Consider the following 20055-nt stretch of genomic DNA (forward strand, 5'->3'; position numbering starts at 1 on the left):
TTATTCAAGGATTGAATATGACCGTTGCCATGAAAAAGCAGCTGGATGAAAGCCTGCGCGATGCGCAGTTGGCGTTCTACCTGGACCAGGTCGTGCCCGACAATGGCCTGACCGGGACGGCTCGGCTCAAGACGGCCCAGGACCTCTACGAATATTGGCTGCTGGACGTGCTGGTCAGCCAGGATGTGCCCACCACGCCTGTGGCGTGCGCCATCGCCAGTCTTCAGCAATACATCAACCGTATCCTGATGAATATGGAGCCCGGCTACGATCGGGCAAGCATCACGCCGGAGCACCTGCAAACGTGGCGCAACGAGATGCATCAATACGCTATCTGGGCGGCTCATCAAAAGCTGCTTTATTTTCCCGCAAGTTATCTGGACCCCGTCCTGAGGAACAACAAGAGCGACAATTTCCAGCAGTTGGAAAACGACCTCAACCAGAACCGGATCCAGGCCGACGCTGTTCAATCGGCGGTCATGGCCTACCTGACTCGATTCGAAGAAATGGCCAACCTGAATATTCTCAACGGCTACATCGATGGAGAAGACTTCGCCAACAGCACCTACTATTTCATTGCCAAGTCACGTACCGAAAACACCTACTTCTGGCGCTCGTTGGACATGGGGCAACGTCCGCTTGACGGTCCGCCACCACGGCCCCCTGCCATCGCCGCCAAACTGGACCAACCTGATCCGTACGCCTGGTCCGACTGGGAAAAAGCCGATGTGCCCATTCCAGAAGGCGCCGTCGAACACTCGATTCGTCCTGTCTGGTTCAACAATCGTCTGTTCGTTGTCTGGGCAGAATGCATCCATCAGGATCCGTCAGCCTCCAGTGCCCCATCGAGCGACGCCGCCGAGCAACCGAGTACGCGTCATCCGCATTTACGCTTGAGCTTCTGCTTCAAAAAGCAGGATGGGAAATGGAGCACGCCGCGAATTGCCCTGCAGGGTTATTGCAACGACGAAATGCTTCGTGGCAGGGATCTTGATGCCATTAAAGCATCGGTAGGTACTGTAGCTGAGCAACACAACGACGGTGCCCATGGTTCATTGTTTATCGCCCTGTATGCACGAAAACCCAAAACCGACTCGTCCCAAGGGATCGGTAACGACTTCGCGCTCATTAGAACGATTTGTATCGACAGTCATCTCGCCGCTCATAGCCCAACCATCACCGAGAAAGGGCTTATAGGCGCTGTCAACCAACGCATTCAAACAAAAATACTTTCAAACATCGAAATTGCTGACGCTCCTTTCCCGACGGGCATGAGCATTCTCATGTCCGATTTCGAAAGCCTGCAGGATCGGATAAACATCAGACCGAACAATGACCGAACCGCCTCCACGCTGACGCTAAGCATGACTGCAAGCGTCTATTTCGACGGGCTGGGTTTATACACACCCCCTGGAAAAATCAGGTTGAGACTTACAACCAGGCCCGATCGATCCCCGAGACTTCAACTTGACTTGGTACTTCCTGCCCGCAGCCTGCCAGACGCATCCTACGTGGCACTGGATGCGGGTTCACAACTTACGATCACCAACCACACCTCGTTATCTCCTGCCCCTTACCAACTATCGATCGACCGCATGGTTGATGTACTCAAAGACTCTGAACATTCGCGCGGTGTCACGCTGCATGCAGATACAAATCTTCAGGGAAAAGTTATTTCTACAGAGGCAGTGCGTCATCTGATCAAGGAAAGTAGACGGGAAAATAACAGCTCAATTTCCGGAAATGTACGGAAAGTAACGATGCAAGCCAGCAACGCCACGGCTCTCGACCTTGGTCAGGCAGTCGTCAATCTTGATGAACGGTTTAACCTTCAATATGTAATTTTCCGTCAGCCAACCACCCTGGCAACTCAAGCGCCGTCATTTGAAAACCTGACGGTGGTAGCGCAGTCCACCCCCGCGTCTACGCTGACGGAGCTCTTCGAGTTCACTTGGCACAGCAAGGATCTCAGCCGTGACGGCGATACATTTTTTTGTGGGGTCGCCTTTGTCTACCCCAATGAACCGGAAACGAAGCTCTATTGCGCCCTTAAAGGCATCAAGCTGAACGTCATCCCTACGCGCCTCCAGGCCCCAGGCATTACCCCCTCATCGACGGCCGGACTGGGCACCACCCAATTTATCGATTTCACCCATAGCGCCATCAAGACCAGCGATGCCGGGGACCAACTCCGCCAGCCGATCAGGTTGAACACCGCCTTCGCCGCAGAACTGATCCGCCGTACAGAAAACGGTCTGGATGAGCTGTTCGACTGGACGACACAACACTTGTCTGAGCCCGTCATACCCGACGCCCCCAACAACAATATGGATTTCCATGGTCCCTACGGCCGTTACTTCACCGAGCTGTTCCTCTACTTACCTTGGTTGGTCGCCCATCGCTTGAACGCCGAACAGCGTTATGAAGAGGCCGAACGCTGGTTGCGCCGCCTCTTCGATCCAGGTCGCGGCAAAGAAAACTGCTGGAGGGCCCTTCCCTTACTCGATAGCAGCACGCCTTCGTACGCCGACCAGGCGCCCCACGACCCTCATCAGATCGCGCTCAGTCATCCGGCGCACTTTCGCAAGGCGCTGTACTTCCTGTACCTCGACATCCTGATCAATCGAGGTGACGCCGCCTACCGCGAGCTGACCCCCGACGGCCTCAGCGAGGCAAAGCTGTGGTACGTGCGGGTACTGGATCTGTTGGGGCCACGCCCGACCGTTCAATCAGCCGATCATTGGGTAAACATCAACCTGAAAACGTTGGGCGAAACCACCAGTGACGACTTGCGCACATTTGAACGATCACTCGCCCGCTCCCTGCCCTCATTGCCCATTCGCGGGGACAGTCTGCACGCGTCCTGGCCAGCCATCGACAGCCCGCACTTGCGCCTGCCGTTCAACCCGCAGTTGCTCCAGCGCTGGGACATTGCTGAAAGCCGCCTGTACCACTTGCGGCACAACCTCGACATCGCCGGCAAGCCGCTGCATCTGCCGGTATTTGCCGTGCCGCTGGACCCTCGCGTATTGCTCAGCCCCGCTGTATTGAATACTTCGAACAATACGGTTCGAGGATTGCCAACCACATCTATCCCGCACTATCGGTTCTCGGTCATGCACAGCCAGGCCTCGAGCGCAGTGGAAAGCCTCAGCCAATTTGGCGCCACGCTGCTGTCGCTGGTCGAGCGCAAGGAGCAGGCACAGTTGCAGGAGCTACAGCAGCAGCAAGCCTGGAACCTGGCGAAAATCTCGGTCGACCTGCAACGCCAGGCCTTGAATATCGATCGTCAGAACCGCCAGGCGCTGCTCGCAAGCCAAGCAATTGCTCAAAACCGCTCAACCCATTACAAAAAACTGTTGGACGATGGCCTAAGCAACAAGGAAATAAGCGTCAGTTGGTTCAACGTATCCAGCGGCACGATGGAGGCCGCTGCAATGGCCTTCCAAGTCGCTGCTGCTGGGCTGATGCTGGTTCCAAACGTCGCGGGCTTCAGCTTTGGCGGCAGCCGTTGGGAGGGGCCGGCGCTCGCGGCCTCTGCGGCCGCCCATAGCAGCGCGATCATAACCCGCACGATAGCGGCCGACCTCGACCGTCAGGCCATATTCGATCGCCGTCGGGAAGATTGGCAACACGCCTATGATCAATCACAGCTCGAGCTGACCCAGATTGACGCACAACTGGCGCAATCCACCGAGCAGGAAATCGCCACTCGCCTGCAACTGCGCCTGGCCGAATCAACCCTGGGCCAAACCAAGACCCATTACGACTTTCTCAGCAAGCGCTTTACCAAAGCACAGCTGTACCAATGGCTAAATAGTCAGTTTGCAGTGCTCTATCACCAGGCCTACGACACGACACTCAGCCTGTGCCTGGCCGCCGAAGCTTGCTGGCAATACGAAATCGCCGATTTCGACAAACGATTCATTCAGCCCGGCGCTTGGAATACCACCTATCGAGGACTTGGAGCAGGCGAGCAATTGAAACTCAGCCTGTTGAACATGCGGGCCGGATATCTACGCCGCAGCGAGCGAGAACTGGAGATCCGCAAGACGATTTCATTGCGTCAATTGAAGGACCAGACCGCAACCTCGACGATCAACGAGCCATGGCTGGACATGCATGCCGCACTGAAGAAAGGTCAATGCGACTTCGAGCTGCCCCACGACCTGTTCGAGAATGATTACACGGGTCAGAAGCACTACTTGCGGCGGATCAAAACCATCAGCGTGTCCTTGCCGGCCATTGTTGGTCCTTACGAAAACATCCGGGCCACGCTGACCCAGACCTCTAGCAAGGTGTACATGTCCGCCGATGCCAAGGGGCGGGTCATGGAGAACCTGCGCGCCAACCAACAGATCGCCCTGTCCACCGGCGTCGACGACAACGGTCTGTTCACCCTGACCTTCAACGATGAGCGCTACCTGCCATTTGAATACACCGGTGCGGTTTCCAAATGGCAACTGACATTCCCGAACCCCGAGGCACAAAGGGACATGCTCGAGTCGCTGACCGACATCATCGTACACGTGAGCTATACCGCCAGGGTCGGGGGTGCGCAATGAACGAGCAACCCGCATTGCCGGTTACCGCGCCGGCCCTGCCCAAAGGCGGCGGTGCCATCCAGAGCATTGGTAAGGGGTGGGGAAACGTCGGTGCCCACGGCACAGCTTCCTATGAAGTTGCATTGCCGATTTCCCCTGGGCGCGGCTTTGCTCCGGCCTTGTCCCTGAGCTACAGCAGCTCAGCCGGCAACGGCGTGTTCGGTATCGGCTGGGGGCTGTCGCTGTCTTGCGTGGCGCGACGCACCAGCAAGGGCGTGCCTGCCTATAACGACGACGATGAAATCGTCGGCCCCAGCGGTGTGGTCTGGTTGCCCGAACACGGCCCCCGTCCAACCCGAGTCAATCGCTACAACGGCCTGGACCTGGGCACGACCTACACGGTGACGCGTCATCTGCCAAGAATCGAAAGCAGCTTCGACCGGATTGAACATTGGTCGTCGGATGGAGATACACCGGGTTTCTGGCTCGTGCACGGGGCCGATGGCAGCCTGCATGTCTACGGGAAAAATCCCGAGTCGCGACGAACCGATCCCCAGGACGCAAGCCGGGTAGGTGAGTGGCTGCTGGAGGAAAGCCTGAATGCACATGGTGAGCACATTCAATATGTGTACGCGGAAAATGGCGGAGCCCAACGCTATTTGAGCCATGTGCGTTACGGCAATGTGAAGGCCGACACCAGCCTTTACGCTTGGAAAACAGATCCGCCCACACAGAGTCAATGGCACTTCGAGTTGGTGTTCGACTACGGTGAGCGAAGCACCGAATACGAGAAAAAACCACGCTATGAAGGACTGCAACCGCAAAAACGTAGCGATGGGTTTTCCACCTTTGCCTACGGTTTCGAACTGCGTACCGATCGCCTATGTCGCCAGGTGTTGATGTTCCATCACTTTCCCGAAGCGCTGGGCGCCGATCCTGTTCTCGTGCGACGTCTGCTGCTTGATTACCGCCAGACACTCCTGGGCTATAACTTCTTGAGCGCAGCGCATGACCAAGCGTTCGGCGACGGAACAGCTCCCCAAAGCCGTCCTCCCATGGAGTTCCACTACAGCGGATTCAAAGGCCTGTTCGATAAGCCCGCCTGGAAACACTTTGAGAACATGGCAGGGTTCAGCGACGAACAAGGTTTCCAATGGGTGGATTTGTACGGCGAAGGTTTGCCCGGCCTGCTCCATCGAAGCGATGCAGGCTGGTGTTACCGTGAGCCCATGCGAGCTAAAGCCAAGACGGATGAAGTGGCTTACGACCAGTGGAAAGCGCTGCCTGAGATTCCCGTCGCCGACACCGCGAAGACACTGCACCAAACGCTCAGTGATCTCACAGGTGACGGTCGACTGGACTGGATCATCGCCCAACCGGGGCTCAGCGGCTTTTTTTCCCTGGGCGCTGATAGGAAATGGTCGAACTTCGCGACATTCCAGGCGTTTCCGGCAGAGTTCTTCAACTCAAAAGGGCATCTGGCCGACTTGATGGGCGAAGGCCTCACCGACCTTGCCCTGATCGGTCCCCGCAGCGTTCGCTTGTATGCCAACCAGCGCGAGCGGGGGTTCGCTGCCGCCCGAGAAGTTCCTCGCCACGACGATGACGATGCCTTGCCGGTATTCAACGGGTCGCCTTGCGAACTGGTGGCTTTCAGCGATCTGCTCGGTAGCGGCCAGCAGCATCTGGTGCGCATTCGCCACGACGAAGTGAAGTGCTGGCCAAACCTTGGCCACGGGCGATTCGGCAAAGGCATCGTGATGGATTTTCCGGGCCTCGCCTACCCCACCTTCGATGCCTCGCGCATCCGTCTCGCAGACCTGGATGGTTCCGGTGCCACCGACCTGATCTATCTGCAAGCGGATCGAGCGCTGATCTTCATGAACCGCTGCGGCAATGGCTTCGCTCCCGCGATTACGCTGCTCTGGCCAACTGGCCTGCGCTACGACAACTTATGCCAGGTGAGCATCGTCGACCTGCTAGGGCTGGGTTGCTCCAGCCTGGTGTTGAGCGTGCCGCATCTAACCCCGGCGCAACATTGGCGCTACGACTTTGTCGAGGAAAAGCCGTATCTGCTCACCGGCACCAACAACAACATGGGCGCCGCCAGCCGCATTGCTTATCGCAGCTCGGCCCAGGAATGGCTGGACGAGAAAGCCTCAAGGGTCATAGCCAAGGAGTCCCTTGCCTGCCATGTACCGTTGCCCCTGCACTTGGTGTCGCGCCAGGTCCAGCGGGATGAGATCACCGGTAATCGCCTGACCCAGTGTTTTTCCTATCGTCAAGGTTATTACGACGGCGTCGAACGGGAATTCCGTGGCTTCGGTTTGCTGATACAAACCGACAATGAAACCTACCCCAACGATGCCGATTCGCCAGGCTTCACAGAGCCTTGTTTGAAAAAAACCTGGTTTCATACCGGCCAGGCAGTGGACATGGACCGAAGCGACTATCACGGCACCGATTCGCAAGCCAAGGCGTTGGGTAAAGCCTTACTGTGCCGATACAAAGATGACAATAGCGAGGACGAACTGATTGGGGCGACAGACGAAGCGACCAGGCTTGAAATGTGCCGCGTCCTGAGCGGTCATCTACTGCGCAGCGAGACATACGCAGGGGGCAACGACAAGACGCTGTATTCGGTTCAGGAACACCGTTATCGGATCCGTCTACAACAGGCGCCCCAGGGCCCGCGGCGCTATGCCGCCCTGTTGCCACTGCCGCTGGAATCCATCAGCTACCAATACGACGGCCTGGACGACGACCCCCGGTGCCAGCACACGATCAACTTGCAGCACGATCGGTACGGTGCCGTGATCCACAGCGTGATCATCCATTACGCCCGACGCAAAACGCCAGAAGATACCGCACCGTTCAGCGATCCAGACCCACAACAATGGTGGCGGGATGCTCATGACCCGGCGCAACAGTTCTACTACCTGACGCAAACTCGCGCCGAATTCATCAACCTGCAAACGCCTCAAGAATGGCGCCTGGGTTTACCTTATCGCCAACGGACCAACGCGTTGAAACGACCCAAGGTGCCTGAAGACGGAGGGCTGGCACCGGAGGATATTAATTATGAAAAGCTCACCGAACGCGTCGGGAAACCCAGTTGGGCGAGCCAAGCCGTTCTCACCGACCTTTCTATAACACGCTACAAAAAAGCTTCTGCCAACGAAACGCTGCCGGACGGCAACGCCAGCTTCGAAGCCCTGGTCGACCATCTGGAAACCGCCGAGCTGGACGAAACCGCCCTGCAAGCCTTCCATCTATTGCCGTCCACATCTCAACCCGACGACAAAATGCTCACGGAGCTTGGCTATCACTCCATGGCTGAGTTCCTGGCCACAGGCACGCCAGCCGGCAAGCTCTGGTCAGTCAAGAGTGGCTTCGCGACCTACGCCGGTTTGGAAGGTTTCTACAAAACCAAGACCGTGCAGCCGAGCGACAGCCACGGCGTGACCAAGATCAGCTACGACCCATACACGTGCTTCGTTACCGGGTTCGAACTGCCCGATGGCGCTATGACCAAGGCGCAATACGATTACCGTAGCTTCCTGCCCCAATGGGTCAAAGACCCCAACGGTAACGTGCAGGAAGGTCTTGCCGATGCCTTCGGCCAGGTACTGGCCAGCACCTTTTACGGCGACGAGAACAACAACCCTGTCGGTTTCAAACCGATCGCAGCGTTCAACCCATCGCCTAAAAGTCCGGCAGAAGCGATCGCACAGAGCAAGGATGCTTTGCAGGACGCCGCCACCGCGACCTATTACGCGCCATTCAGTTGGATGGGAAACGTATCGGCGGCAGCCTTGCAGGACACCGACTGGCTAGAGCGCTGTGTGAGCAACGGTGACGTACTGCCAACCGGGCATATTCGCGCTTCGGCTCGCGCCCGGCTGTCGAAACTCGAGGTAGTTCCTGCCGACGATAGAAAACTGAAACGCGAAATTCGTACGTCTAAACGTGAGCCGATACACATCGCCACACTGGTCGCCGATCGTTACCCCGATGACGAGCAGAAACAAATCCGTATCGCCATGACGTGCTTCGATGGCTTTGGTCGCCAGTTGCAAAGTAAGCAGCAGGTCGAATCAGGCATGGCTTACATCGTGGATGCCAAGGGTGAACTGACACTCGAGGGCGACAAGCCGCAGGAACAGATCACCGCAACGCGCTGGCGTGTCAGCGAACGGGTGGAATACAACAGCAAGGGATTGGCGATCCGAATCTACCGCCCCTATTTTGCCGATCAACACCGCTACATCAACGACAAGTCCTTTCGGCAGTTCGGCCATTGCGACCAGCAGTTTTACGATGCGCTAGGTCGCTCGAGCCACAGTCGTCTCGCCAAACAGAATGGTCTTTCCTGGATGCGTCGGCAGACCCGTCATCCTTGGTATACCGTGGAGGAGGACGAAAACGACACGCTGGAAGAAGTCATGGCCGAACATGCCTCGACAGCGGGAGGTGAGGCATGAGCGCACGCCTTCATCGCAAGACTCCCACCCTCAACGTTATCGACGGCCGAGGCCTGCCGGTGCGCCAGGTGGCTTACTGCCGAGGCAAGGAAGGCGAAAAAGCCCAGACGCGCGCAAACCGGCAAGAGTACAACGTTGCCGGACGGTTGATCGCCCAGCGCGACCCTCGGTTTGCCAACGCAACTGACGCCAATCTTGCGAGCGTCTACAGCCTGTCCGGCAAACCATTGCGAGTAAAAAGCGTCGACGCCGGATGGCGCCTGAACCTGCCCGGCGACGCCGGACAGATCCTGCACAGTTGGGATCAACGAGGAAATCACTGGCAATCGACCTACGACAACCAACTGAGACTGACCACCGTCGAGGAACAAGCCGCAGGCCAAGCACTGCGCAAAGTAGAGTGCCTGGGCTACGGCGACAGTTCGCAGGAATCGACGAGGCTCAATCGTTGCGGCGCGCTCATCCGCCACGATGACAGCGCGGGCACGCTGATCGTTGACGAATATGCGTTATGCGGTAAACCGCGCAGCCAGACAAGGCACTTTCTGAGCGAGGCGGCACAACCTGACTGGCCAACCGACGTGAAAGATCGCAATGGTCTGCTTGAAGAGGGAGAAGGCTACAAAACGAGTTGGTCCTACGACGCTCTAGGGCAAATTATCCAGCAGACCGACGCCGCCCGACACGAACAGCACCACGCCTTCGATGTCGCGGGCCAACTCAAATCCGCGAGCCTGAAAATCAAAGGCACCGGGGCCAAAAAAACCATCGTCAAAGACCTCGTCTACAACGCATTCGGCCAGGTCGAGTCGCAAACCGCCGGCAATGGCGTGACGAGCCGCGCGGTGTTCGATCCGGCCAGCGGGCGGCTGACCTCGCTCAGCGCATCGGTGCCTGGCAAAACCTTGCAAGACCTCCACTACACCTACGACGCCATGGGGAACGTGACTCAAATTAGCGACAACGTCCAACCTGAGCGATTCAACAGCAATCAACGGGTTAAACCTGTCAGCACCTTCACCTACGACAGCCTCTACCAGTTGACCAGCGCCACGGGGCGTGAGGCCGCCGGGCTGGCGGCGCCCCCCGGTCTTCCCACCGCCGGTACGACTTCATTCGACCCCACGCAACTGTTCAATTTTGCCGAGCAATACACGTACGACGACGGCGGCAACCTGACCGAACTGCGTCATGTACGCGAAGGGAATAACTACACCCGCACCTTGAATGTCGCCACCGCCAGCAATCGCCTCGTGTCTTGGAGCCAGGGCGACGACACCACGACCAGAATAACGATGAGCTGCGATGCCAACGGCAACCTTCAGGCCCTATGCCCGGGCCAGGCACTGGAATGGAATAGCCGCAACCAGCTCGACAGTGTGGTGCTGGTCCAGCGCGAAAACGGTTCTGACGACATCGAACGTTACACCTACGACAGCAGCGGCCAACGCGTGCGCAAGGTCAAGACGACCCATACCGCGGCGATGACCCACACTGGCGAAGTCCGCTACTTGCCGGGCCTCGAAATCCGCACCCGTCATAACGAGCACCTGGAGGTCATCACCCTGCAAGCCGGACGCTGCAGCGTGCGTTATCTGCATTGGACCAAAGGTCGACCGTCCAGGATCGCGGCCGATCAACTGCGCTACAGTCTCAATGACCATTTGGGCTCCAGCTCACTGGAGCTCGACGATCAGGCCGACCTGATCAGCCAGGAAAGTTACCTGCCCTACGGAGGAACCGCGTGGGTGGCATCCCGTTCGGCCGTGGAAGCCGACTACCGGACCATTCGCTACTCCGGCAAGGAACGCGATGCCAGCGGGTTGTATTACTACGGGCATCGGTATTACGCACCGTGGTTGCAACGCTGGATCAGTCCCGACCCGGCGGGGGCGGTTGATGGGTTGAACTTGTATTGCATGGTCGGGAACAACCCGATGAGGTATGTCGATCACCAGGGGTTGGTACTCACTGATGCTCAGGGGAAGGAAATCGACCCTGTCGAATGGACGAAACAGGATGGGGAGGAACGCTCGAAAAAAATGCTGACGCCACCATCTCCAGCGAAGAAGGGCAAACAAGGCCCTGAAGAAGACCCCGATGCCAGCCCCGGCTTTAGCAAGACAAAACGCAACAACGTTATTGTTGTTCACTCCTATGGCGTTATTAAAGATCACGCGGGCGGCAACGATATGGCCATCATGGAGCATTACAATCTTCCCAAGCCAAAATCCGGCGCAACGGGATATCGCGGGGTAGACCCGTATTATGATGGCTCCGCTACCAGCGAGGATTTCTACCTGAATTTCGGAAGCTACAAAATCAGTAATACGGCTGATTACATGGAAAACTTGGCCGAGAATTACCGAGACAGGAAAAAAGACCCACACTATCAGTTTAAAGTAGATACCGATGCGCTGAGGCTCGACCCAACGCTAAGCAGAACAATTGACGAGCTGTACGAACTTCAACAGCCAACCCGAGAATTTATCGAGAGACATATCGAGGCTTCCAATGGAATCATTCCAATACTAACCGGAGGACCAGGGGCTCATGGAGAAGTTGGAGCGCTTAACACCATTGTTGCGCTCTATCCGGGAAAGCGTGAAAGAGTGCTTGCGGATACGACGCTGTTCACCGAAAAATTACAGAACGTGACGCAACCGGAGCCATTTATCGCCTGTTTCAACTGCAGCGCAATCATTCCACCAAACGTTAGTATCCCAACAGGCCGCCAACTGAGGACGCCACGTTTATATAATGTCCACGTAGCGTCGATCAATGAGTATCGTCAGTAAAGCTCAGCGCAGGTAAAGACCAACCGATTGCCAAACGGATCGACCACCGCCATGTCCTGGCTACCCCAGGGCATGGCCTGGATCTGTGGACGGGCGTAGCGGTATTGCTTGGCGAGCAATTGCTGCTGGAAGGCTTCCAGCTCATCGGTCTCGATCCGCAACGCCGAGCCCGGTGTGCAGTCGCCGTGGTGCTCGGACAGGTGCAGCACGCAGTCGCCGCGGGAGACTTGCAGGTACAGCGGGAAGTCGTCTCCGAAGCGATGTTGCCAATCGACGGTAAAGCCCAGGAAGTCGACATAGAACGCCAACGCCTTGGCTTCATCGAAGATCCGCAGGATTGGGGTGGTTTTACCGAAGCTCATGGGTTGCTCCCTGGCTGAAAAGACCCAGTGTAGATGGGTTGACCCCATTGCTTCGGCCTTGAACCGGGGTTCTTTAGTGTCGCAGTGCCGTTGTTGTGACGCCAATTAACACAATATCAGCCACTTACACGCCATTCGATAGACTAAATCCCCTGCGCAGATCGCCCTCGCGCGCCAGGAATCGACCTTCCCGACGCCCGTTTGCCTGCCCTTCGCGATAGCTCAAGACACCATTGACCCACACGCCATCAATCCCTTCGGCAGCTCGTTGAGGTTCGTTGAAATCGGCCACGTCGCGAATGGTTTGGGGATTGAACAACACCAGGTCCGCCCAATGGCCTTCACGAATTTCGCCCCGATGCTTGAGGCCGAAACGCGCCGCTGAAAGGCCGGTCATTTTGTGCACGGCGGTGTGCAACGGAAAAAGCCCGACGTCACGACTGAAATGTCCCAGCACCCGTGGGAAAGCGCCCCACAAGCGCGGATGGGGAAACGGGTCTTCGGGCAAACCGTCGGAGCCGACCATGGACAACGGATGGGCGAGAATCCGTCGTACGTCGCCTTCATCCATGCCGTAGTACACCGCGCCGGCCGGTTGCAGGCGCCGCGCCGCCTCCAGCAGCGACACCTCCCATTCGCCAGCGATGTCGACCAAGTCGCGACCGCCCATATGCGGATGCGGTGTCGACCAGGTGATGGTGATGCGATGGGCATCGGTCACCTGCTTGAGATCCAGGGTCGAGGAGCTGGCCGCATAGGGATAGCAATCACAGCCGACCGGGTGGGTCTGCGCCGCGCTTTCCAACGCCGCGAGCACCTGCGGGCTTCGTCCCCAATTACCGGCGCCCGCGCATTTGAGGTGGGAAATGATCACCGGGCTTTGGGCGTGTCGACCAATCTGGAAGGCCTCGTCCATGGCTTCGAGTACCGGTTCGAATTCGCTGCGCAGGTGGGTGGTGTAGACCGCACCGAACGCGGCCAACTCTTCGCTCAGTTGCATGACTTCGTCGGTGGACGCCGAAAACGCGTTGGCGTAGGCCAGGCCGGTGGACAACCCCAGGGCACCGGCCTCCAGGCTCTCGCGCAATTGCCGACGCATGGCGGCGATTTCTCCCGCCGAGGCGGGGCGCAACAAATCGTCCATGTGATTGCTGCGCAACGCCGTGTGCCCGACCAGCGCCGCTACGTTGACCGCCGGTGTGGCGGCCTCTACGGCTGCGCGATAATCCGTAAAGCGCGGGTAGGCGAACGCCTGGGCCGTGCCGAGCAGGTTCATCGGATCCGGTGGATCGCCCCGCAGGCTCACCGGCGAAGCGCTGATGCCGCAGTTGCCGACGATGACGGTGGTCACCCCCTGGCTGAGCTTGGGCAGCATCTGCGGTTGGCGGATGACCACCGTGTCGTCATGGGTGTGCACATCGACGAAGCCAGGCGCGAGCACGCGGCCGGCGGCATCGATGTCTTCAACCGCGCGGGCATCGCGCAAGTCGCCGACGCGTTCGATGCGACCGGCGCGAATGGCGACGTCGGCGTGGTAGCCGGGCGTGTCGCTGCCATCGATGACCAGTGCATTACGGATAAGCGTGTCGTACAGCATGTCAGTCTCCCAGCGGCAAGTGATCGTCGCCGCCGCGGTAATCGTCCAGGGCGAGTTTGACCCGCCGCAGGCGCTCTTGATTGTCTTCGGGGTGGGTCAGCGCCAGCTCGGTGGCGAGCACGTCGATGGCCAGCAGCATGCCGTAGCGCGCCGCCGTGGGTTTGTAGATGAACGAGGTTTCGGCGCCTTGCAGGGGCAGCACGCAGTCGGCCAGTTGGGCCAGTGGCGAGTCGGCACGCGTGATGGCCAGGATCGCCGCGCCGTAGCTGCGAGCAAGTTCGACCGCGCTCAACAGCTCCGGCGTGATACCGGTCAGTGAACAGGCGATGACCAGATGCTGGTCGCTCAGCGAAGTGGCGGTGATGCGCATCATCACCGGGTCGCGACAGGCGGCAATCGGGTAGCCGAAACGCACCAGCCGTACTTGCAACTCCTCGCTGCACAGCGCCGACCAACCACCGAGGCCGAACGCATGGATCATCCGCGCCTTGCCGATCATCCGCACCGCATCGCCGAACCGCGACTCTTCGAACGCCGACAGATGCTGGCGCAGGGTCGCTTCGATATCACCAACGATCTGTCCATAAAACGCCGATTGCTCCGGCGCGCCAGCCGGGTCGAGGAAGCGGCTGCCGACACCGCTGGCCTGGGCCAGTTGCAGGCGCAAGTCCCGCAGGTCGCGGCACCCAACGGTGCGGGCGAAGCGCGACAGCGTAGCGCTGCTGACTTCCGCCCGTTGGGCCAGTTCATCGAGGCTGGCGGAGGCGGCAAAGCCCACGTCGTCGAGCATCAGCCGAGCGATTCGGCCTTCGCCGGCGCTGAAGGAATCCTGCCGGGAGCGGATCTGGTAGAGGATGTCCATGGCGGCTCCTGTTGGGGTACGTTGCGCTCAAAGCAAGCGTGAAAGCCCGAGGGTCAAGGCGAACGCGACCACGGAGATCAGCGTTTCAAGCACGGTCCAGGTCTTGAAGGTTTGCGTGACGGTCATATTGAAGTATTCCTTGATCAGCCAGAAGCCGCCGTCGTTGACGTGGGAAAAGATAACCGACCCGGCGCCGGTCGCCAGCACCAGCAGCTCGGGGTGTGGATAACCCAGGCCAATCGCCACGGGCGCGACGATGCCCGAGGCGGTGGTCATTGCCACGGTGGCCGACCCCGTGGCGACGCGCATCAGTGCGGCGAACAGCCAGCCCATGACCAGCGGTGACAGCTGGAATTCCTGGGCCAGGCCGACGATCTGTTGCGTGACCCCGGCGTCCACCAGGATCCGGTTCAAACCGCCGCCGGCGCCCACCAGCAAAGTGATGCTGGCGGTCGGTGCCAGGCATTCGTTGGTGAACTTGAGGATCGACTCACGGTTGAAACCCTGGGCCAGGCCGAGGGTCCAGAAGCTGAGGATGGTCGCCAGCAGCAGGGCAATCACCGAGTTGCCGATGAACAGCAGGAATTGATTGAAACCGCTGCCCGGCGTGGAAATCAGGTTGGCCCAGCCGCCGATCAGCATCAGGATCACCGGCAGCAGAATGGTCCCCAGGGTCACGCCGAAACCCGGCAGGTTCGCGCGCGGCTCACGGTCGAGGAATTGTCGCTCCAACGGGTTTTCAGCCGGCAGCTGGATGCGCGGCACGATGAATTTGGCGTACAGCGGGCCGGCGATGATCGCGGTGGGAATGCCAATCAGGATCGCGTACAGCAAGGTCTGCCCCACCGAAGCCTGGAAGGCCTGCACCGCCAGCATCGCCGCCGGATGCGGCGGCACCAACGCATGCACCACCGACAGCCCGGCGACCATCGGCAGCCCCACCATCAGGATCGACACGCCCACACGCCGGGCGATGGTGAAGGCGATGGGCACCAGCAGCACAAACCCGACTTCGAAGAACAACGGCAGCCCGACCAGGAAGGCAATGCACACCATCGCCCAGTGGGCGTTGCGCTCGCCGAAACGCTCGATCAGCGTCTGCGCCATGCGCTCGGCCCCGCCGGACTCGGCCATCATCTTGCCGAGCATGGTGCCCAAGGCCACCACCAGCGCAATGTGCCCCAGCGTCTTGCCGACACCCGCCTCGTACGCCCCCACTACACCCGAGGGCGGCATCCCGGCCAGCAGCGCCAGGCCAATGGACACCAGGGTAATCACAATGAACGGATTGAGCCGATAACGGGCGATCAGCACGATCAGCGCAATGATCGCGATGGCCGCGTAGACCAGTAGCCAATAACCGAAAGCAGGTGCCATGCGTTACTCCTCGAATGGGGTCACGTCGATGTGTTGTGAAACTCATAAATCATTTCGCCAACGAATCTTCAAACCCACTGAAAGTAATTTTCGCGCACAGATAAAACTTGTCGCTGACGGACATCGCGAGACGGCGTTGATGAAAATTCAGCGCAAGACTTTCATCGCCCTAGCTTTTGATCGTTCCCACGCTCCCGCGTGGGAACGATCAACACAACCGACCAACGGCTGGCCGCCCCGCACTCAATTCCGTACCATCCGCCCCTGTTTTTTGCACCACTCCCCGGCAGCCGACTCTCCACCGGCGCCCAGTCAGGTAAATCATGAAATCAGCACGTCTTCGCGCCGACGCCCTCGCCGGCCTCACCACTTCTTTCGCCTTGCTCCCCGAATGCATCGCCTTCGCCCTGGTAGCCCACCTCAACCCCCTGATGGGGCTCTACGGCGCGTTCATCATCTGCACGCTGACCGCATTGTTCGGCGGTCGGCCAGGCATGGTGTCGGGGGCGGCGGGGTCGATGGCCGTGGTCATCATCGCGCTGGTGGTGCAGCACGGCGTGCAATACCTGTTGGCCACCGTGCTGCTGGGCGGGCTGATCATGATGGCCTTCGGGCTGTTGCGGTTGGGCAAGCTGGTGCGCATGGTCCCGCACCCGGTGATGCTCGGCTTCGTCAACGGCCTGGCGATTGTCATTGCGCTGGCCCAACTGGAGCATTTCAAGCAGGGTGAAACCTGGCTCAACGGCGATCCGCTGTATCTGATGGCCGGCCTGGTGGCGCTGACCATGGCCATCGTCTACCTGCTGCCACGCCTGACCCGTAGCGTACCGCCGGCCCTGGTGGCGATCCTCGGTGTCGGCCTGGCGGTCTACCTGCTCGGCCTGCCCACCCGAACGCTGGGTGACATGGCCCATATCGCCGGCGGCTTGCCCGCCTTCGCCTGGCCCGATCTTCCCTGGAACCTGGAGACCCTGCAGATCGTCGTGCCCTACGCGGTGATCATGGCAATGGTCGGTTTGCTGGAAACCCTGCTGACCCTGAACCTGACCGACGAAATCACCCAGAGCCGCGGTTATCCGGACCGTGAATGCGTGGCGTTGGGCGCTGCCAACATCGCCTCCGGGCTGTTCGGCGGCATGGGCGGCTGCGCCATGATCGGCCAGACGGTGATCAACCTCAGCTCGGGTGGGCGCGGACGGTTATCGGGCGTGGTGGCCGGGGTGATGGTGTTGCTATTCGTGTTGTTCCTGTCGCCGTTGATCGAGCGCATCCCGCTGGCCGCGCTGGTGGGCGTGATGTTCGTGGTTGCGCAGCAAACCTTCGCCTGGGCCTCGCTGCGGGTGATCCACAAGGTGCCGAAGAGTGATGTGTTGGTGATCATCGCGGTGACCATCATTACGGTGTTCACCGACCTGGCGGTGGCCGTGCTCTGCGGTATCGTCATCGCGGCGCTCAACTTCGCCTGGCAACAGGCCCGGGAGCTGTACGCCGACACGCACCAGGAAGCCGACGGCAGCAAACTCTATCGCCTGCACGGCACGCTGTTCTTCGCTTCGACGACGCCGTTTCTCAACCAGTTCGACCCGGCCAACGACCCGGCCCAGGTCACCCTCGATTGCCGCCACTTGCGCTTCGTCGACTACTCGGCCGTCGCCGCACTCAAGACCCTGCGCGAACGCTACAGCAAAGCCGGCAAGCACCTGCGTGTGTTCCACCTGTCCGAGCGCTGCAAGCAAATGCTCAAGCGCGCGGGCGTGAACCACGACTGACGACATGCCAACACACACCCTGTGGGAGCGAGCTTGAACTCGCGATAGCGGTGGATCAGCCAACTTCAACGCTGACTGACCTGACGCCATCGCGAGCAAGCTCGCTCCCACAGGGGTTATTGGGCTGAAGAAGATAGAGTGATCGTCTGTGATCAAATGTGGGAGCGAGCTTGCTCGCGATAGCGGCGTCACTCACACCATCTCATCAAGAATCCACGCCACCACCGACGTCCGTTTCGGCGTCCACCCCAGCAGCTCACGGGCGTTCTTGCCCCGCACCCGGCTGTTGGAACCCAGGCCATAGTTGGCCATTTCGTAGCCCCACTCCGCTTCGGCATCGGCCAATGGCCAGTCCTGCGGTTCGCCCAGGTTCAACGCCCGGGCCATGGCGGTGGTCACGTCGATGAACGAGGCTTCGCCGCTTTCGACGAAGTAGAAGGTGCCCGACTGGTTGCGAGTCAGGGCCAGTTTGTACAACTCGACCACGTCCTCGATGTGCACATTGGACCAGATGTTCTGCCCCCGCCCGACATGCCGCACCACGCCACTTTTACCTGCCTGCTTGAGCAGGCGCGGCAGTTGCACGCTGTCGCGCTTGACGCCCAGGCTGTGGCCGTAGATCAAGGTGTTGCAGATCACCGCCGAGTTCACGCCTTGCTTCGCCGCATCCAGGACCAGGTTGTCGATGGCGACACGGGCAGCCTTGTCGGCGGTAGGTGCCGGCAGGTCATTTTCGTAGTAGATGGCATCGCTGGAACGACCGCCCGACGCGTCGCCGACGATGCTCGAACCGCTGGTGTGCAGCAGCACTTTGTTCGAGCCCTTGAGCCCTTCGATCAACGCTTCGACCGCACCGCGGTGGTCGCTGCTGGCGGCATTGATCACCGCATCGGCGGCACGGGCCTGCTCGGTCAGCAGCGCGCTGTCTTCGAGGGTGCCGATAACCGGCTCGATGCCCAGCGCCGTCAGTTCGTTCGCCTGTTCGGCGCTGCGCACCAGACCGGTGACGTGGTGCCCGGCGCGTACCAGGCCGGTGGCGATGGAACCGCCGATAAAACCGGCAGCGCCGGTGACGAATACGTTCATGGACAAACTCCTTGGCCAGATCAGTGATGGCGCAAGTATCGAGGCCCCGTCCCTGACGAAACAGTCCACATTGCCCAAATCACTCTTGCCTTGAAGTCACGAATCAGCCTTTGAACTCCCGCGAGGCGTAGCCGGCGAGCTTGCCCTGGATGAAGTCCAGGAAGCACTGGATCCGCAAGGCCAGTTGCGAGTTGCGGTAGTACACGGCATTGATCGGCTGGCGATATCCGCTGTTGGCATCGGCCAGCAGCACCTTCAGCCGACCGGCACGGATGTCTACGCGGGTCATGAAGTCCGACAGGCAGGCAATGCCCTGCCCCTGCAGCGCCAAGTGGCGCACGGTCTCGCCGCTGGACGCGCTGATGGCGGGCTGGATCGGCCAACGATCACCGTGTACGTGGCGCAGCGGCCACTGGTTGAGGCCCTCGTTCTGGGCAAACCCCAGCAGCGCATGACCTGCCAGCTCGGCGACGCTAGACGGTGTGCCGTGCCGCTTCAGATAAGCGGGGCTGGCCAGAATGTGCAACGGGCTGCAACCCAGGGCGCGGGCGTGGAGCGTCGAGTCGGTGAGGGTGCCGATGCGGATGGCGATGTCGGTGCTTTGCTCCAGCAGGTCGATGATCAGATCGTTGCTGTTGAGTTCGAGCTGGATGTCCGGGTAGAGCCTGCGGAACTCGTCGATGTGCGGGACGATGGCATGCAGCATGAACGGCGAGGCCGCGTTGATGCGCAACCGGCCTGCAGGGTTCTTCTGGCGGGAGGACAGGCGCTCTTCCAGCTCATCCATCTGGTCGAGGATGCCTTTGGCCTGCTCGAAGAAATACTTGCCCTCCTCGGTCAGGTCCATACGCCGCGTGGTGCGGTTGATCAGCGTGGTGTCGAGCTTGGCCTCCAGCCGCGACAACGTTCGGCTGACCGCCGACGGCGTCTGCCCGACCTGCTCGGCGGCGGCGGAGATGGATCCGCACTCGATCACGCAGACGAAAATCTGCAATTCGTCGGATCTGGCTTTCACGTATCCCCCTGTCGACTGATCTCTCTTGTGGCGAGGGGATTTATCCTCGCGATGTGGGAGCAAAGCTTGCTCGCGATGAAGGCGCCGCGGTCTTTCGGGGATCGAGGGGTCTGTTTCGCGAGCAAGCTTTGCTCCCACAGCGCAGGTTTACCCACCCGCCA

General features: G+C 59.7%; 10 protein-coding genes. 4 read left to right on the plus strand and 6 right to left on the minus strand.

The window, feature by feature from the left end; all coding sequences use genetic code 11:
• Window positions 1–17: 17 nt before the first annotated feature.
• The 3 genes from AB4Z20_RS04690 to AB4Z20_RS04700 are packed head-to-tail and all read left to right on the plus strand — an operon-like array spanning window position 18 to window position 11826.
• On the plus strand, window positions 18–4565 hold the full coding sequence (locus tag AB4Z20_RS04690; RefSeq protein WP_442089418.1) for a neuraminidase-like domain-containing protein: 4548 nt from the start codon (window positions 18–20) through the stop codon (window positions 4563–4565).
• The gene (locus AB4Z20_RS04695; protein ID WP_442089419.1) at window positions 4562–9028 is read left to right on the plus strand and encodes a SpvB/TcaC N-terminal domain-containing protein; all 4467 of its coding nucleotides are present in this window, start codon (window positions 4562–4564) and stop codon (window positions 9026–9028) included. Before AB4Z20_RS04690 ends, AB4Z20_RS04695 begins: the two co-directional genes overlap by 4 nt.
• The gene (locus AB4Z20_RS04700; protein ID WP_442089420.1) at window positions 9025–11826 is read left to right on the plus strand and encodes an RHS repeat domain-containing protein; all 2802 of its coding nucleotides are present in this window, start codon (window positions 9025–9027) and stop codon (window positions 11824–11826) included. The genes AB4Z20_RS04695 and AB4Z20_RS04700 overlap by 4 nt, the downstream gene beginning before the upstream one ends.
• Here AB4Z20_RS04700 and AB4Z20_RS04705 read toward each other — a convergent pair.
• The 4 genes from AB4Z20_RS04705 to AB4Z20_RS04720 form a co-directional block, all read right to left on the minus strand.
• Complete coding sequence (locus AB4Z20_RS04705; RefSeq protein WP_253471467.1) at window positions 11820–12188, minus strand: glyoxalase superfamily protein; 369 nt, start codon at window positions 12186–12188, stop codon at window positions 11820–11822. The two genes, AB4Z20_RS04700 and AB4Z20_RS04705, sit on opposite strands and share 7 nt — an antisense overlap.
• A gap of 124 nt (window positions 12189–12312) precedes the next feature.
• Window positions 12313–13785 (minus strand): N-acyl-D-amino-acid deacylase family protein, encoded by a 1473-nt coding sequence (locus AB4Z20_RS04710; protein WP_442089421.1) that lies wholly within the window; start codon window positions 13783–13785, stop codon window positions 12313–12315.
• A 1-nt stretch (window position 13786) separates the two neighbouring features.
• Window positions 13787–14647, minus strand: a complete 861-nt coding sequence (locus tag AB4Z20_RS04715; protein WP_258690317.1) for a MurR/RpiR family transcriptional regulator — start codon at window positions 14645–14647, stop codon at window positions 13787–13789.
• A gap of 27 nt (window positions 14648–14674) precedes the next feature.
• Complete coding sequence (locus tag AB4Z20_RS04720) at window positions 14675–16024, minus strand: GntT/GntP/DsdX family permease (protein ID WP_018613047.1); 1350 nt, start codon at window positions 16022–16024, stop codon at window positions 14675–14677.
• Window positions 16025–16347: 323 nt separating this feature from the next.
• Between AB4Z20_RS04720 and AB4Z20_RS04725 the strand changes: the two genes are divergently transcribed.
• Complete coding sequence (locus AB4Z20_RS04725) at window positions 16348–17793, plus strand: SulP family inorganic anion transporter (protein ID WP_320389864.1); 1446 nt, start codon at window positions 16348–16350, stop codon at window positions 17791–17793.
• Between the two features lie 192 nt (window positions 17794–17985).
• On the opposite strand, the gene AB4Z20_RS04730 is transcribed toward AB4Z20_RS04725, so the two are convergent.
• Together AB4Z20_RS04730 and AB4Z20_RS04735 are read right to left on the minus strand one after the other, a co-directional pair.
• On the minus strand, window positions 17986–18879 hold the full coding sequence (locus tag AB4Z20_RS04730) for an NAD-dependent epimerase/dehydratase family protein (RefSeq protein ID WP_442089422.1): 894 nt from the start codon (window positions 18877–18879) through the stop codon (window positions 17986–17988).
• 103 nt (window positions 18880–18982) lie between these two features.
• Complete coding sequence (locus AB4Z20_RS04735; RefSeq protein WP_442089423.1) at window positions 18983–19894, minus strand: LysR substrate-binding domain-containing protein; 912 nt, start codon at window positions 19892–19894, stop codon at window positions 18983–18985.
• Window positions 19895–20055 lie beyond the last annotated feature (161 nt).

It is taken from the genome of Pseudomonas sp. KB_12, from assembly GCF_052114545.1.
GTDB classification, from domain to species: Bacteria; Pseudomonadota; Gammaproteobacteria; order Pseudomonadales; family Pseudomonadaceae; genus Aquipseudomonas; species Aquipseudomonas brassicacearum.

What these genes read in the sequence shown, in the direction of transcription:
- AB4Z20_RS04700 (WP_442089420.1), top strand. Translation starts at nt 9,025, where the DNA reads ATGAGCGCACGCCTTCATCGCAAGACTCCCACCCTCAACGTTATCGAC.
- AB4Z20_RS04695 (WP_442089419.1), top strand. Translation starts at nt 4,562, where the DNA reads ATGAACGAGCAACCCGCATTGCCGGTTACCGCGCCGGCCCTGCCCAAA.
- AB4Z20_RS04720 (WP_018613047.1), bottom strand. Translation starts at nt 16,024, where the DNA reads ATGGCACCTGCTTTCGGTTATTGGCTACTGGTCTACGCGGCCATCGCG.
- AB4Z20_RS04705 (WP_253471467.1), bottom strand. Translation starts at nt 12,188, where the DNA reads ATGAGCTTCGGTAAAACCACCCCAATCCTGCGGATCTTCGATGAAGCC.
- AB4Z20_RS04710 (WP_442089421.1), bottom strand. Translation starts at nt 13,785, where the DNA reads ATGCTGTACGACACGCTTATCCGTAATGCACTGGTCATCGATGGCAGC.
- AB4Z20_RS04730 (WP_442089422.1), bottom strand. Translation starts at nt 18,879, where the DNA reads ATGAACGTATTCGTCACCGGCGCTGCCGGTTTTATCGGCGGTTCCATC.
- AB4Z20_RS04715 (WP_258690317.1), bottom strand. Translation starts at nt 14,647, where the DNA reads ATGGACATCCTCTACCAGATCCGCTCCCGGCAGGATTCCTTCAGCGCC.
- AB4Z20_RS04690 (WP_442089418.1), top strand. Translation starts at nt 18, where the DNA reads ATGACCGTTGCCATGAAAAAGCAGCTGGATGAAAGCCTGCGCGATGCG.
- AB4Z20_RS04725 (WP_320389864.1), top strand. Translation starts at nt 16,348, where the DNA reads ATGAAATCAGCACGTCTTCGCGCCGACGCCCTCGCCGGCCTCACCACT.